Origin of the sequence: Paenibacillus sanguinis 2301083 = DSM 16941 (assembly GCF_000374825.1) — a bacterium.
In the GTDB taxonomy this organism is placed as follows: Bacteria; Bacillota; Bacilli; order Paenibacillales; family Paenibacillaceae; genus Fontibacillus; species Fontibacillus sanguinis.
In genome coordinates, this window is the sequence record NZ_KB895376.1 from 149219 (window position 1) to 163527 (window position 14309).

At 50.0% G+C, this 14309-nt stretch carries 15 protein-coding genes; 10 read left to right on the forward strand and 5 right to left on the reverse strand.

Annotated features, from left to right (window positions below):
- The first annotated feature begins 44 nt into the window (after positions 1-44).
- The 4 genes from C557_RS0100830 to C557_RS0100845 are packed head-to-tail and all read left to right on the forward strand — an operon-like array spanning position 45 to position 3078.
- Positions 45-1118, forward strand: coding sequence for an ABC transporter substrate-binding protein (locus C557_RS0100830; protein ID WP_018749912.1), 1074 nt, complete (start codon positions 45-47; stop codon positions 1116-1118).
- Between the two features lie 38 nt (positions 1119-1156).
- Positions 1157-1450: an MTH1187 family thiamine-binding protein gene (locus tag C557_RS0100835; protein ID WP_018749913.1), complete on the forward strand. Its 294-nt coding sequence runs from the start codon at positions 1157-1159 to the stop codon at positions 1448-1450.
- A complete protein-coding gene (locus C557_RS0100840; RefSeq protein WP_018749914.1) occupies positions 1447-2217 on the forward strand; it encodes an ABC transporter permease in 771 nt (256 codons plus the stop codon). Before C557_RS0100835 ends, C557_RS0100840 begins: the two co-directional genes overlap by 4 nt.
- Before the next feature lie 42 nt (positions 2218-2259).
- Complete coding sequence (locus C557_RS0100845; protein ID WP_018749915.1) at positions 2260-3078, forward strand: ABC transporter ATP-binding protein; 819 nt, start codon at positions 2260-2262, stop codon at positions 3076-3078.
- Positions 3079-3306: 228 nt separating this feature from the next.
- On the opposite strand, the gene C557_RS0100850 is transcribed toward C557_RS0100845, so the two are convergent.
- Positions 3307-3927, reverse strand: a complete 621-nt coding sequence (locus C557_RS0100850; RefSeq protein WP_018749916.1) for an HD-GYP domain-containing protein — start codon at positions 3925-3927, stop codon at positions 3307-3309.
- Between the two features lie 197 nt (positions 3928-4124).
- Between C557_RS0100850 and C557_RS0100855 the strand changes: the two genes are divergently transcribed.
- From C557_RS0100855 to C557_RS0100880, 6 genes are all read left to right on the forward strand, one after another.
- Positions 4125-5087 carry a tyrosine-type recombinase/integrase gene (locus C557_RS0100855; RefSeq protein ID WP_018749917.1) on the forward strand — a complete coding sequence of 321 codons (963 nt, stop codon included), beginning with the start codon at positions 4125-4127 and terminating at the stop codon, positions 5085-5087.
- Positions 5088-5405: 318 nt separating this feature from the next.
- The gene (locus C557_RS22775) at positions 5406-6227 is read left to right on the forward strand and encodes a TatD family hydrolase (RefSeq protein WP_018749918.1); all 822 of its coding nucleotides are present in this window, start codon (positions 5406-5408) and stop codon (positions 6225-6227) included.
- Between the two features lie 79 nt (positions 6228-6306).
- Positions 6307-6951, forward strand: a complete 645-nt coding sequence (locus C557_RS0100865) for a hypothetical protein (protein WP_018749919.1) — start codon at positions 6307-6309, stop codon at positions 6949-6951.
- Between the two features lie 405 nt (positions 6952-7356).
- Positions 7357-8211, forward strand: a complete 855-nt coding sequence (locus C557_RS0100870; protein ID WP_018749920.1) for an SPFH domain-containing protein — start codon at positions 7357-7359, stop codon at positions 8209-8211.
- Between the two features lie 19 nt (positions 8212-8230).
- Positions 8231-8425, forward strand: coding sequence for a type II toxin-antitoxin system antitoxin (locus C557_RS25315; RefSeq protein WP_018749921.1), 195 nt, complete (start codon positions 8231-8233; stop codon positions 8423-8425).
- Entirely contained in the window at positions 8412-9035 is a 624-nt protein-coding gene (locus C557_RS0100880) for a hypothetical protein (RefSeq protein ID WP_018749922.1), read from the forward strand. Before C557_RS25315 ends, C557_RS0100880 begins: the two co-directional genes overlap by 14 nt.
- 1124 nt (positions 9036-10159) lie before the next feature.
- Here C557_RS0100880 and C557_RS0100885 read toward each other — a convergent pair.
- The 4 genes from C557_RS0100885 to qoxD all read right to left on the reverse strand — a co-directional run bounded on the left by C557_RS0100885 (position 10160) and on the right by qoxD (position 14309).
- Entirely contained in the window at positions 10160-12394 is a 2235-nt protein-coding gene (locus C557_RS0100885; protein ID WP_018749923.1) for a heavy metal translocating P-type ATPase, read from the reverse strand.
- 556 nt (positions 12395-12950) lie between these two features.
- Entirely contained in the window at positions 12951-13151 is a 201-nt protein-coding gene (locus tag C557_RS0100890; RefSeq protein ID WP_018749924.1) for a copper ion binding protein, read from the reverse strand.
- Positions 13152-13457: 306 nt separating this feature from the next.
- Complete coding sequence (locus C557_RS25320; RefSeq protein WP_018749925.1) at positions 13458-13880, reverse strand: metal-sensitive transcriptional regulator; 423 nt, start codon at positions 13878-13880, stop codon at positions 13458-13460.
- A 144-nt stretch (positions 13881-14024) separates the two neighbouring features.
- A complete protein-coding gene (gene qoxD / locus C557_RS0100900) occupies positions 14025-14309 on the reverse strand; it encodes a cytochrome aa3 quinol oxidase subunit IV (RefSeq protein WP_026263221.1) in 285 nt (94 codons plus the stop codon).

The following is a 14309-nucleotide window of genomic DNA, read 5'->3' on the forward strand; positions in this document are numbered from 1 at the left end:
AGAACAACACTGCGGAAATAAATGACAAGAAGGAGACTACTGCCATGAGAAAAAAAAGACGGTTCGGCACATTCATCGCGCTGGCCCTCTGCGGCATGCTGCTGACACTTGCACTGAGCGGCTGCGGCGCCAATGCCAACCCAGGAGCGGTGAACAATAATTCCGGAGGTAACGGCAACAATGCGTCGGCCGCTGAACCGGACCCATCATCTAGTCAGGAGTTGCGGGATATTAGACTGGTGCTGGACTGGAGTCCCAACACGAACCATACCGGGCTTTATGCCGCTAAAGATCAAGGATATTTTGATGAGGAAGGCCTGAACGTGGAGATCGTGCTGCCGGGTGCCGGGGGCGCCGACGCCATGGTAGCCTCGGGTGAGGTTCCGTTTGGTGTCAGCATTCAGGAGAATGTTACGCAAGGACGTGTTCAGAACGTGCCGCTCGTCTCGCTTGCGGCGGTTATTCAGCATAATACCTCCGGCTTTGCCGCGCCAGTAGCCAAAAATATTAAATCTCCAAAGGATTTTGAAGGTAAGGCCTATGGCGGCTGGGGTTCCCCTGTTGAGGAAGCTGTCATTAAATCGATCATGGATTTGCAAGGCGCTGATTCCAGCAAAGTGAAGTACCTGAATATCGGAGATGCCGATTATTTTACAGCCGTGAAGCGGGATATCGATTTTGCCTGGATCTTCTACGCCTGGACGGGTATCGAAGCCGAGCTTCGGGGCGAGCCATTGGATATGCTGTACGTGAAGGACTTCTCTGACCAGCTTGACTATTACACCCCGGTCATCGTTACCAATGAGCAGACGATTAAGGAGGATCCGGAACTGGTCAAGGCATTCATGCGAGCCGTCACAAAGGGGTATGAGTACGCGATCGATCAGCCGGAAGCAGCCGCCGAAATTCTGCTCAAGGCCGTCCCGGAATTGGATAAGGACCTGGTGGTAGCCAGTCAAAAATGGCTGAGCCCGAAATATCAGGAGGATGCCCCTCGCTGGGGAGAACAAAAACGTGAAGTCTGGGAGAAGTATGCGGACTGGATGCATGAACGAGGCTTATTAGAGAAGCCGCTTGATGTTGATGCCGCCTTTACCAACGAATTCCTGCCTGAATAATACAATAAGCTTTTATCTTGAAAGGATGGTTATCCACTATGTCAAACGCACTACTTAGTATTCAAGTCATTCCGAAGACGCCTAACGGTGAAAATGTTATTCCTTATGTAGACCGGGCTATCGAGGTCATTCAGGCTTCAGGTGTTAAATATCAGGTTAACCCCCTGGAGACAACCATGGAGGGCGAGCTTGACGAGCTGCTGGAGATCGTCAAGAAAATGAACCAGGCGTTGATTGAATTCGGCAGTAACGGCGTGATCTCGCAAATCAAAATATCTTATAATCCCCAAGGTGTCAGTATGGACAAGCTGATTGAGAAATATCGGCCATGAATCTTCGCAGCCTGTGGAACAGCATGTGGCCGCCCCTTGTGGCGGTCATCTTGTTTTTACTAATCTGGCAAGGCGCTACAACCTGGTTCCAGATCGAGAAGTGGATTCTTCCCAGTCCCGTGGATATCGGCCGGGAAGCGGCTGCAGGAGCTGCGGGTCTATGGGGGCATACGCTGGCTACCCTGCGTCTGATGCTGGTTGGTTTTGCTATCGGGACACTGGTTGGTCTGGCGGTGGCTTTTACCCTTCACTATGTACCGTTCTTAAAAAAATCGCTGTACCCACTCATCATTTTGAGTCAAAACGTGCCTACCATTGCCCTTGCCCCGCTATTGATGATCTGGTTCGGCTTCGGTATCCTGCCCAAAATCATCGTGATTACGCTCGTTTGCTTCTTTCCGGTGGCCGTCGCCGCAATGGATGGACTGATGCGCACGGACCGGGCTATGCTGGACTATATGCGAATGATTGGCGCAACCAAAGGCGACATCTTTCGCAAGCTGGAAATTCCTTATGCGATTCCTTCTATACTATCAGGTGTTAAAATTGCCGCCACCTACAGCGTGATGGGGGCAGTCATCGCCGAGTGGATTGGCGCAGATCAAGGTATTGGCTATTATATGATGTTGCAGAAATCTTCTTTCCGTACGGACAAGATATTCGTGGCGATTGCTATCATCGTAGCCATCAGCCTGATGATGTTCGCCTGCGTAGCCCTGCTCGAGAGATGGCTGGTCCGTTATAAGCCGGCGAACGACCAGAGATAGAACAGGATTGCAACCAAGGAATTGTTGAGAGGAGGTTCAATCATGAGCGGTCATTCCCCTGCTCCCGCACCGGAGGCTTCGGCCCTGGAAGTCAAGCATATCAGCAAAACCTTCCGCGACCGGCGGAAGCCTGTTCCTGTCTTGAATGATATTTCACTTAGCGTACCGGCTGGCGAGTTTGTGTCCATTATCGGACCTTCGGGCTGCGGAAAAAGCACGCTCTTTCACATCATCGGCGGTTTGACAGCGCCCGATCAAGGTGAAGTGCTGCTGCGCGGCCTGCCGGTCACCGGGCAACGCGGTCATATTAGCTATGTACCGCAGCAGCCCGCCCTATTTCCATGGCGAACCGTAGAGGACAATATCGTATTGGCAAGAGACATCGCCGCTCGCGGGCGCAAACGCCTGCCACACAGCGATGTACAGCAGTGGTTGGAGAAGGCTGGCCTTGGCGGCTTTGAGAAGGCATATCCTCATACGCTATCCGGAGGGATGCAACAGCGTGCCTCCTTCCTGCGCGGATTGATGGCTCCCCAGGAAGTCATGTGTCTGGACGAGCCGTTTAGTGCCCTGGATGCGTTAACCCGCAGTGAAATGCAGCGGTGGCTGCTGGAAATGTGGGAGGAGAGCAAGCGCGCAGTGCTGATGATTACGCATAGTATCGACGAAGCGCTGCTGCTTTCGGATAAGATTTACCTGTTCTCGAATCGGCCAGCCCGCTTGCTGCACACGATTAAAGTCCCTTTTCCTCGCCCGCGACGGGAGGAAATCATGGAGGACCCCGAGTTCATCAGGCTCAAGCGGGAAATCTCTGATCGAATGGCCAAACAGCAACGTCAGAGCATGATTGTAGGCCAATAGCTGGTTAGCGTCATTAAGTACTTGATAAAGAAGAATGCTAGATGCCGCTACAAATTTATAAATTCGTTCATCTTTACAAAAGGACGTAAACACGGGTCAGGTGTTTGCGTCCTTTTTCTTGAAGAGGTAGTCCAAAAAAATCGTCTCTTGGTCACGAAATGGTTCAGAAGGCGGACTCGGTATCTCCTCTTCCTGATGCTGAACATAAATTTGAGCTCATAATTACATTTACTTTGTCGAATAAATATTCAACATATCATCAGGCAATTTCATAAGCGCATCTACTACTTTGGGATCAAATTGCTTCCCTTGACAACGCAGCAGCTCTTCTTTGGCCTCCATTATCGTCAACCGCCGCTCCCGATAATTCCTGTCCGAGGTCATAGAGTCAAACGCATCTACTACTGCGCAAATCCGCGCCGCAAAGGGAATCTCCTCTGCCTTCAAGCCATCGGGATATCCTGCCCCATCCCAACGCTCGTGATGGGATCGGATGATAGCTACGATTTCCTCACCAAAGGCCGGATTCTCCTGAACCAGCTCTGCCCCTACCACCGGGTGCAGCTTGACAATCTTCCATTGCCGTTCGGTTAACGGCTCACACTGCTCGATAATGTCTCGCGGCACCATGGTCTTGCCGATATCGTGCATGAAGCAACCCCGGATCAGAAGCTCCTTCTCCGTTCCGGCGATCCCCAAGGGCTCAGCTATTTTCTCAGCGAGAATCGCTACCCGGATACTGTGATGATAGGTCTCCGGATGCTTCCGTACGAGCATGTCGAACCATTTTACCGCATCGTGGCCCTTGCCCATATATAGTCCATCAATGAACTCATTCAACCCAATCAACCAACTCTGCCCCCTAAAAAAGCTTCTGACTTCACTTGCCTATCCATTTTGACGATGAAATAAAAATTTCACTATTTTCCAATTAATTTTTCTCTGACATTTACCCGATATTTTTCAGAGAAAATACCAGAAAAAGCGAACGATGTCGTACAATATCAATTATGCGACAAAATCTAGTCAACAGGAGGACTCTATACATGGCTCACAACGATTTGTCGGCTGTAACCCAGCAATATCCATTTCACCTGCCCATGCAGGATTACCGTGATGAACAAATTATTCAAATGTTTCTTGCGGCATGCGCCAAATCACCTAATACACGTAAAACTTATTACAGAGCCTTGATGCAATTTAAGCTTTTTTTATCTGGTAAATCTTTTAACGATGTAACCTGGCGAGAAATTGAGGCTTTTAAAATCTATCTGATGCAGGGCTTCTACCGTGATTCTCAAAAGCCACTGGCTCCGGCTAGCGTTGCCGCCTTCATCGCCCCGCTTAAATCGTTCTACAAATGGGGAAGTGACCAGGGAATTGGCATTTTTAAGCACAACCCTACACAAAGTATACGGATTCCGTCGATCACGGTGACTAGCCGCAGGCATTTCTTGACTCGAAGCGAGGTAGGTAGACTACTCGATGCATTAAGGGGGCAGAGCTTGCGCAACTATTTAATTGGCTTGTCATTGGTGATGCTAGGATTGCGGGTATCTGAACTCAGTGGAATCAAGTGGGGAGACTTTAATTCAGATCTAATGGATACATCCGTGTGGCTAACAGTCTCCCGCGCCAAGCGGGGTAAAGTTCGGGAAGTCAAGGTTCCACCCCAGCTTTGGGAGATGTATCAGGAATATATGAGCAGGCTGGCGGGATCAGAATGCGCCAATCCGGATCAGCTTCTTTTTCCCATTACGCCTCGACAAATCGAACGGATTATTAAGCAGGCTGGGAAAGCTAGCGGTTTGCAAAAAGAGCCAACACCGCACTGGCTGAGACATACAAATGCAACTCTTGCCTTGCTTCAAGGCGCTTCATTGCAGCAAGTACAGGAAACTTTGGGGCATTCGCATATTAATACAACACAGCGATATTTGCACACGGTAGAGCAAATGAAGAAGGCAGCTCCTGACTTCGTTCAGGACTCTTTATCGGAATTTATGTAGATTAGTGAAAAAATAATAGTCCTTTTTATCTACATTTTCTCTAATATTAATGCATTAATCGCCCTTTTGTCCTATAATATAACAAGAGTAGATTACAAACCTTGCCAAATTCACACCATAATCTTCCTTATTTTGTCGCATAATTGATATTATGCGACATCTTTTTTTGGACATATAAACATCCATGTCAACCTACTCGTCTAACTACGTAATTCGAGATGATTGCCAACATATCGTGGAACCTTTTTCCATAAAACAGGTATAATGAAGACAGGTCTAAAGTTTATTAAGACCTGTTATGAAAGGGGAGTTTGCGATATGTCCTACGCACACAAATTAGCATGCGAGGCCTCATTTCCGTTGATTGATGCCCATATACATCTGGACCACTATGATGAGGTAACCCGTGAACGGCTGATACAGGAATTGCCAGCTTGCAGAGTACAAGCCGTTATTGCCGTCTCAATGCATCTGGCTTCCTCTAAGGTGAATCTTGCTTTGGCTGAGCGTTATCCCAGCCTGATATTTCCGGCCTTTGGCTTCCATCCTGAGCAGCCGCTGCCGACAGATGAGGAAATGAACAAACTCCTGGGCTGGATTCGGGGGCATGCCGACAGTATGGTTGCTGTGGGTGAAATCGGGCTTCCTTATTATGCTCGTAAAGAAGCAGAGGAACAAGGGGCTTCCTTTGAACTTGAGCCTTATCTCGCTCTGTTGGACAAGCTGTTTGCGCTGGCACGAGAATTGGATAAACCGGTAGCCTTACACGCCGTTTATGAGGATGCCGACCTGGTCTGCGATCTTTTGGAGCAGCATGGTCTTTCTCGTGCTCATTTCCACTGGTTTAAAGGGGCTTCCTCTACAACCCGGAGAATGGCAGAACGAGGATACTATGTTTCGTTTACCCCTGATCTCTTATACGAGTCGGAAATTCAAGATTTAGCACGCCGTTATCCTACTGACCGGGTAATGACCGAAACCGATGGCCCCTGGCCGTTTGAAGGTCCCTTCGCGGGTCGAATCACCCATCCCGCAATGACAGCGGAAGTTGCTGCTGCCTGGGCCCATATTCAGGGCTTGTCTCCCGAGGAAGCTGCTGGCGCCCTGTGCCATAACGCACGAAGCTTTTACGGGATATGATCCTGTATCTTCTTTTTTTGAAAGCGGTAACTATATATGCCCCCACCACGTTTATATTACGTAAGGAAGGGGAATTGCCATGCTTAAAGGTACAGCCTATCTGACCATCATAGCAGCTCTGATGTTATCCGTGGCTTGCTCGTCAAGCGATAGCGACACCATCAGTCCGCCCACACCTCCAACCATCGGCAAAAATAACGCGGAACAAGCGCCTGTCTGGAATAGCAATCAGACAACCGAGGATATGGAGCCACAGCCCGCGCTGGATGATACACCCAAACATGATGATGACCCCAAACAGGATCATAGCGGCGAAATGGATGGTACCGCCGGACAACTCTATGCCATTGCTTTTGAAGCGATGATGAAGATAGAGAAAACCCTAAACAACGACATGAAATATATTGCCATCGACTTAAGTAAAATGACGCAGCTTACCGCTGAGGACAAAAGCTACATTATGGAGTATCTGCAGACCTTCGACACCGTCATCCGCGATCGCACACTGGAGCAGTTGAAGCTGGAGGAAAGCAACAAAAACGCCCCCTTGCTGCTAAGCGGCGTGTTCTTGCGCGTGGACAAGGTGGACATCGGCGTGGCCAGCGCCTTGATCGAAGGAGCCAAATATCGCTCAGACACAGGGTCTCTTGGTGTCAAGGTATCGTTGGAATTCGTGGATGGGGTCTGGAAGCTATCTGGCTCCGACATTAACTGGGAAAGTTAAGCCAGGTCAATATGCCGGACAAGGCTATAAAAAGCATCTGTAAAATAGAAAAAAGGTTGCATGAGGTTAGCCAAAATGAACTGCGTTCTTAAGCAGACGGTTTGTTGATTACATCCACCTGCTTGAAGGGACAAGGCTCCGAGTTTGGCTAACCTTTTTGTGGCGCCTAGATTTGTGGTGCCTAGAAATGCGCTGACTAAATTGCCAGAGAATCGGTATGGAGCTGAAACAGCGAAAGCGGCCGCCTTCAAAAACGGTTTTTATTGTTGTCAGGTAAGGGCCTACTATTTATTCGCCATACTTTTTGAGAAAATATAAAGAACATGTAGAAAAAAGATAATTTACAAATAATTGAAAAAGTGATATCATATAAATATCAAAATAATATATAGAGGAGTGCTGTTCATGTTTAAGGAAAAAGAAGTGCCCTATCTGAACGGATTTGTCGCCTTGCTTTTGATTTTCATCTTTACAGGAGTTGGGGTTTACCTCTGCACCTTAAATGCCGTTCTGCCGCTCATTGTTGGAATTGTGGCTTGTCTTATCGCGCTCGTATTGCTCACGGGACTAACCATTGTCCAGCCTAACCAGTCAGCGGTCGTGACATTCTTCGGTCGTTATCTGGGCGTAATTCGCAAGAGCGGATTTTATCTGGCGATTCCCTTCTCCAACCGCAAAAAGGTTTCGCTGCGTGTTCGTAATTTTAACAGTGCCAAGCTCAAGGTTAATGATGTAAACGGAAATCCAATAGAAATTTCCACCGTCGTCGTGTTCTCGGTAGTTGACTCGGCCAAGGCCTTGTTTGAAGTCGATGAGTACGAGACGTTTGTAGAAATTCAGAGTGAAACGGCCTTGCGCCATGTTGCCAGCAAATATCCGTACGATCAGCCGGATGACGTCAGCTTCTCGCTTCGTGCCAATACAGAGGAGATTGCTCTGGAGTTAACCAGCGAGCTACAAAAGCGGCTTACTATTGCAGGGGTCAAGGTCATTGAATCGCGTCTGACTCATTTGGCTTATTCCACGGAAATTGCCAGCGCTATGCTGCAGCGGCAGCAGGCCGAGGCCATTATCGCAGCCCGCGAGAAGATTGTTGACGGGGCCGTAACGATGGTACAAATGGCCGTTGAACGACTGCAGGCCGGTCAAGTGATTGAGCTAGATGATGAACGCAAGGCCGCGATGATCAACAACCTGCTCGTTGCCGTTGTATCTGACCGTTCCGCCCAGCCGGTTATCAACACGAGCAGCTTATACTAAGAAAGGCAATTAATAACCAATGGCCAGCAAAAAAAGCTTCCCTCTTCGTCTTGACCCGATGCTTTATCAGGCTTTGGAACGCTGGGCAGCGGACGAATTCCGAAGCGTGAACGGTCATATGGAGTACCTACTCCGGGAAGCGTTGCGCCGGGAGGGCCGACTCCCTTCGTCAAAAAGAACTGACAAGGAGGAGGAAAAACATGACCAGGACTAACCAGTTGAATCAATCATGGTGGCAATCAAAAGCAACAGCCCTTCTCAAGGAATATGAGGAAAGCTATAATGACGGCACCTTCGTCCCCGCCAAACTCCATGGCTGGAAATACAAGGGTCATCATGTGCGTATCAGGCTCGGACAGCACTACGGCACAGGCGAGCTTACCATTACTGATCCCACCAATGAAACGGGCAATATGTTTGGCATTACTATTAAATACAGCTATCGCCCACGTCGCAAGCTGGAATTCGCGGTTGCTCCTGCCAAAAATCCGATGCTGCTGATGTTCATCAGGCATCTTAGAGTAACCGCGATGCCAAATTCCGCGATGAGCAAAAACTACGCAGCCAAGGCATCGCACCCTTCTCTCCTGCGCTCAGCGCTAAAACACGACGGGTTAAGCGAGTGGCTGGAACGGCATCCCGGGGTTCATCTACGGCTTCGTGTGAAGAACGGCATCGCCACCCTTAGCTGTGCAAATAAGGTCAAGGAGGCCGATGTCAACTCCTTGCAGGACGTGGTAGAGCTGACGAAGCTCGTCCTCCAAGCACTGGAGGAGCAAAGCGCCGTCGGCGAGCCTATTCACACTCACAGAAGGAACGATTGAACTGGCGGAAGCACATAGGTTAAGGGTGCTGCCTGTGGATTTAATCGTATTCCGTTCCTAGCGATTTGCTGTGACGAGCGCTCAAAACCAGGTGATCGGCATTTCGCTGGGTATGTTCTCCACTTAATAGCCTCAACTCCACAAGCCCTGCGGATTGAACGGATAAAGCTTCCGTTTTACCGCAAGGCTTGTTTAATTAAGGCAGGTTTTAGCTAATATACTCTCACCGCTGTTCCCCACGGTAATGTCGTAGTAAGCACGCCCATTTTTGCGGCAAGCTAGGCTACTTAAAGATCGGCGAGATCGGTGAAATTGGTGAAATGTGTAGGGTGTATGAGATAGGTGGGATGGATAAAATGGGTTAGATTAATTAGTTGGGAGAGATTGATGAGATAGGAGATAGTGAGATGAGTGAGATAGTGAGATAAGTAATATAGGTAATAAGTTTATTGGTGATATTTAGTAGCATAAGTAAGATTGGTGAGATGGACTAGTCGGGGTAAGTGGGGTTAGTGCGGTTAGTGCGGTTAGTGCGGTTAGTGCGGTTAGTGCGGTTAGTGCGGTTAGTGCGGTTAGTGCGGTTAGTGCGGTTAGTGCGGTTAGCCAGTTTGACCATATTATAGGGAAATCCTCCAGCTAAAATGCTCAGTTTACCCACTTTTGGCACTATTATATGGAAATCCTCCAGCTAATCCTCCCTAATCACAGTAAATATGGGTAATTTGCTGATTTTATAGGGAGAAATTCCATATAAAGCTCTCTACAGAGCTGTTATCGTCGAATTAACATGAGGATTTCCAGCTAAGTTGATGCGGCAGATCCGTTGCTATACATTGCCATATTACGTTGCTACACGTTGCCATATTACGTTGCTATATATAGAAATAGGGTGGCCTATGTAGCAGGCCACCCTAGCATGGAGTGGGATAACGGAACAGTAAAGCTATATTGGCACAGTGGAGTACAGTACCCGTGGCGGCAGTAACAGCTACAATGGGAACCATATCAACATATCACTATATCAACATGCCAGCACGATCACTGTATCACTGTATCACTGTATCACTGTATCACTGTATCACTGTATCACTGTATCACCATATCAATAGTATCCCTCAGCCCGTTTACAGCTTCACTCGCTGTAAACGGAGTGCGTTCAGTACGACGGACACAGAGCTGAAGGCCATTGCCGCTCCGGCCAGCCATGGGGCCAGAAAACCGGCAGCCGCGATCGGAATGCCGATCGTGTTGTAGGCCAGGGCCCAGAACAAATTCTGCTTGATGTTGCCCATCGTTTTCTTGCTCATGGCGATGGCATCGGGTACACCTTGCAAGTCACCACGCATGAGCGTGACATCGGCGGCTTCCATGGCGACGTCGGTCCCCGTGCCGATGGCGATGCCGACGTCAGCTACGGCCAGCGCCGGGGCGTCATTGATACCGTCGCCCACCATCGCTACCTTCATGCCGCGGCTTTGCAGCTTCTTCACTTCGGCTGCCTTGCCTTCCGGCAGCACCTCGGCCAGGACCTCGTCGATCCCGACCTCGGCGGCGATGGCCTTGGCCGTGCGCTCGTTGTCGCCGGTGATCATCACCACGTGAAGTCCAAGCTCCTTCAGCCGCGCTACCGCGGCCTGGGAGGTGTCCTTCACGTTATCCCGCACGGCGACCATCCCGGCGTAGACGCCGTCCACCGCTACCAGCAGCACGGTATTGCCGGCGGCTTCCAGCGCCGCCATCTCCGTCAGCGCAGCGGTGACGTCTACGCCCTCACGCGCCATCAGGCGGCGCGTGCCGGCGAGCACCCGGCGGTCCTCTATGACCGTCGCAATGCCATGCCCCGGCACCGCCTCAAAGGCGGAGGCCTCGGGCAAAGCCAAGGCGCGCGCTCGCGCCCCGGCTACGATCGCATCCGCCAGCGGATGCTCCGAGCCGCGCTCCGCGGCGCCGACGAGCCGGAGCACCTCCGTCTCGTCCCAGCCTGCGGCAGGGACAACCTCGCGCAGCTCCGGCTGCCCCCGAGTGATCGTGCCGGTCTTATCCAGCACGATCGCCTGAATGCCTTGGGCGGCCTCAAGATGCTCGCCGCCCTTGAACAAGATGCCGTATTCCGCCGCACGGCCGGAACCGGCCATAATCGACGTTGGCGTAGCCAGGCCCAACGCGCACGGACAAGCAATGACCAGCACCGCGATCGCTTTCTCCAGCGCTCCGGCAAAGCTGCCAGGCTCCACGAGGAAGAGCCAGGCCAGGAACGTCACCAGCGCAATCCCGACCACGATCGGCACGAAGATGCCCGAGATCACATCCGCTACCCGCTGGATGGGAGCTTTGGAGCCTTGAGCCTCCTCCACAACCCGGATGATTTGGGCCAGCGCCGTTTCACTCCCTACCTTGGCAGCTTCAATTCGCAGCATACCGTGTTTGTTGACTGTGGCCCCGATCACGGGGTCGCCTTCTTTTTTCTCCGCGGGAATGCTCTCCCCCGTCAGCATGGATTCATCCACTGCCGAAGCCCCGCCGATGACGAAGCCGTCCACCGGAATTTTCTCGCCCGGCTTCACGATCAGAATATCCCCCGGCACTACCGTTTCAATCGGTACCAGCACTTCTTCGCCATCCCTGATGACCAGAGCCGTCTTGGCTTGCAGACCCATGAGCGTCTTGATCGCCTGGGAAGAACGGCCCTTCGCCAGCGCCTCGAACCATTTGCCCATCAAGATCAGCGTAATCAGGATGGAACTGGTCTCATAATATAGCTCTATAGTGTGTCCATGGGACATCGGCAAAGCTTTCAAGCTCAGATAGAGACTATAAAAATAAGCAGCCGATGTCCCAAGCGCCACCAGCACATCCATGTTGGCGCTGCGATTGCGAAGCGCTTTATACGCTCCGACATAAAACCCCCAGCCAATCACAAATTGAACCGGCGTTGCCAGCACAAATTGGAACCAGGGATTCATGAACAAATCCGGTGTCCAAATCCACGTGGTAAAGGAGAAATGTCCGGCCATAGCCCATAGCAGCGGAAACGACAGCAGTGCGGATACAATCAGTTTATTACGCTGTTTGTGTATTTCTCGCGACCGAATGTCCTCGGATTCCTGCTCCGTAGGCTTCACAATAGCTCCGTAGCCCAATTGACTGACCTTGGCTACGATTTGCTCCAGTGTCACCTCAGCCGGTTCAAATCGAACCTGAGCCGTTTCTAACGCGAGATTCACATTTGCCTGATCTACCCCGGAAAGGCGGTTTAGCCCCTTCTCGATCCGGTTCGCACAAGCGGCACAGGTCATACCGGTAATTTGCAGCACCGTTTGTCCATTTGAATCGCTTTCTCTATCAAGCGCTTTTTCCATAATGATTCCTCCAATATCATCGGGCCCATCCAATACCCCCCAGGGGTATCAAACAGACAATAAAAATGGGATGTTGCTTTGATCCAAGCAACATCAATTTCTCTGCATCCGGGCACGGTATCATGCTCCGGCAGCAGGACAAGCGTTTGGTGCAAGCATTCATTTACGAGGTGTGGTCAACATACAGAGCTGACGCCTGTCTGGGCTTACACTCACCGCTCCAGCTCCATAACAGCTCTCGGCAACTTGTTCACTACACTAAAAGGGCTCTAAACCAAAATCAGCGGTTGTCACATGAACGATAAGGCGCTGGGGTTCGTAAGGTTCTTCCGATCGCTGCCGTCTCATGGATTTCCTACCTCAATAATTCATAGAGGTTGAAATCCACTCTGAGGTGAACAAGCGTTTGCTTAAGGATTCAGTTCTTTCTCAGAAAGCCGAGAGCTTCAAGTTGCATCAGAATCCCTACGGCCCTCCGCTCCAGAGATGCCTGTTCAACCATTGATTTTTAGATGGAGCCAAAAAAACAGCTTTTTAACTCGCACTCTTGAATAACTTAGACCACGTCGTAGCCTTGATCCTCAATCGCTGCTTTAATTTGATCAACCGTGACTTTAGCTTCATCAAAGGAAATATCTACTTTCTTGGCGGCCAGGTCCACCTTGCCGGCAGCTCCGAGACCAGAAATAGCACCTTCTACAGACTTCACACAATGATTGCAGGACATACCTTCCACGTTTAAAGTAATATTTTGCATTTGATTAACCTCCTGATTAATATTATTTTGATGGTTTAGATCGGCTCAAAGCCGAAATCAGCGCTTGTTAATTGAACGATAAGGAACTGCGGGGTTCATAGGGTTCTTCCGCTCGCTGCTCCCTCATAAATTTTTCCTGATTCAATAAATTCTTATAGGGTTGACATCCACTCGCAAAGGCAACCAACCACAGGCTAAAAGAGGAAGCCTTCTTTCAGAAAGCTTTAAGTTTCTCCATAATCCCTGCGACACACTGTTACATAGCTGCCTATTGTCAACCACTGTTTTTTAAATTAAGCCTTTCATTCACTTCATTAATTTATTGACGGTGACCAGAAGCTCATCAAGCACCTCTGTCTCCCCGGCTTGAATACGTTCCACGACGCAGCTTCTCATGTGCCCCTCCAGCAGCAGCTTGCCTACGCTATTAAGTGCTGATTGCACAGCAGCTACCTGATTCAGCACATCATCACAATAAGTATCTCTCTCAATCAAGCCTTTAATTCCACGAATCTGCCCTTCTATACGGTTTAACCTGCTGGTCAGGTTGCTTTTCATCTCTTCAGAGTGGTGACTGCGCCTTACGATTTTGCCATCCTTGCCCAGTTCAGGTTGCGTTTGCCCCGATGAACAATGATTGTGAGCCTGGCCGGTTCTCTGGTCTGATTCATTCACCAACAAAGCGTGCCCCTGAACAGCTCCGTGTTTCTTCTCTGTCTCTGCCGTCATAGGTTCTCTCCTTTCCAAAAAGCAGCTTGGTGACCTTCGATAGGTCCATTATAATATACCCCCATGGGGTATGTAAAGAGCAAAAAAAAGACCGCCTCCCCTTTTGAACAACCTCTTTAAGGTGAAGACGGGCATGACAAGAAATTAGCGATATCCCCAGATCATCGTGAACAAGGTGCCGAATATCGTCACCAGGCCCACGAAAAGGGCATAAGCGATATTGGTGAACAGTGCGCCCTTCGTGCCGTTTTCGCCAATATGCATAAACATAAACAATTGAACCGACATCTGAATGGCCGCACACGCTAGCAGAATGGTCATGCCCATGACAAAGGACATATCCCAAAAGACTACCGCCAGCGCTACAACGGAAAGGATGAGCGAGAATACATACCCCATTACATGCTTGATCGGGAATAGTTGTTTCAT

What these genes read in the sequence shown, in the direction of transcription:
- C557_RS0100830 (WP_018749912.1), top strand. Translation starts at nt 45, where the DNA reads ATGAGAAAAAAAAGACGGTTCGGCACATTCATCGCGCTGGCCCTCTGC.
- C557_RS0100835 (WP_018749913.1), top strand. Translation starts at nt 1,157, where the DNA reads ATGTCAAACGCACTACTTAGTATTCAAGTCATTCCGAAGACGCCTAAC.
- C557_RS0100840 (WP_018749914.1), top strand. Translation starts at nt 1,447, where the DNA reads ATGAATCTTCGCAGCCTGTGGAACAGCATGTGGCCGCCCCTTGTGGCG.
- C557_RS0100845 (WP_018749915.1), top strand. Translation starts at nt 2,260, where the DNA reads ATGAGCGGTCATTCCCCTGCTCCCGCACCGGAGGCTTCGGCCCTGGAA.
- C557_RS0100855 (WP_018749917.1), top strand. Translation starts at nt 4,125, where the DNA reads ATGGCTCACAACGATTTGTCGGCTGTAACCCAGCAATATCCATTTCAC.
- C557_RS22775 (WP_018749918.1), top strand. Translation starts at nt 5,406, where the DNA reads ATGTCCTACGCACACAAATTAGCATGCGAGGCCTCATTTCCGTTGATT.
- C557_RS0100865 (WP_018749919.1), top strand. Translation starts at nt 6,307, where the DNA reads ATGCTTAAAGGTACAGCCTATCTGACCATCATAGCAGCTCTGATGTTA.
- C557_RS0100870 (WP_018749920.1), top strand. Translation starts at nt 7,357, where the DNA reads ATGTTTAAGGAAAAAGAAGTGCCCTATCTGAACGGATTTGTCGCCTTG.
- C557_RS25315 (WP_018749921.1), top strand. Translation starts at nt 8,231, where the DNA reads ATGGCCAGCAAAAAAAGCTTCCCTCTTCGTCTTGACCCGATGCTTTAT.
- C557_RS0100880 (WP_018749922.1), top strand. Translation starts at nt 8,412, where the DNA reads ATGACCAGGACTAACCAGTTGAATCAATCATGGTGGCAATCAAAAGCA.
- C557_RS0100885 (WP_018749923.1), bottom strand. Translation starts at nt 12,394, where the DNA reads ATGGAAAAAGCGCTTGATAGAGAAAGCGATTCAAATGGACAAACGGTG.
- C557_RS0100890 (WP_018749924.1), bottom strand. Translation starts at nt 13,151, where the DNA reads ATGCAAAATATTACTTTAAACGTGGAAGGTATGTCCTGCAATCATTGT.
- C557_RS25320 (WP_018749925.1), bottom strand. Translation starts at nt 13,880, where the DNA reads ATGACGGCAGAGACAGAGAAGAAACACGGAGCTGTTCAGGGGCACGCT.
- qoxD (WP_026263221.1), bottom strand. Translation starts at nt 14,309, where the DNA reads ATGAAACAACTATTCCCGATCAAGCATGTAATGGGGTATGTATTCTCG.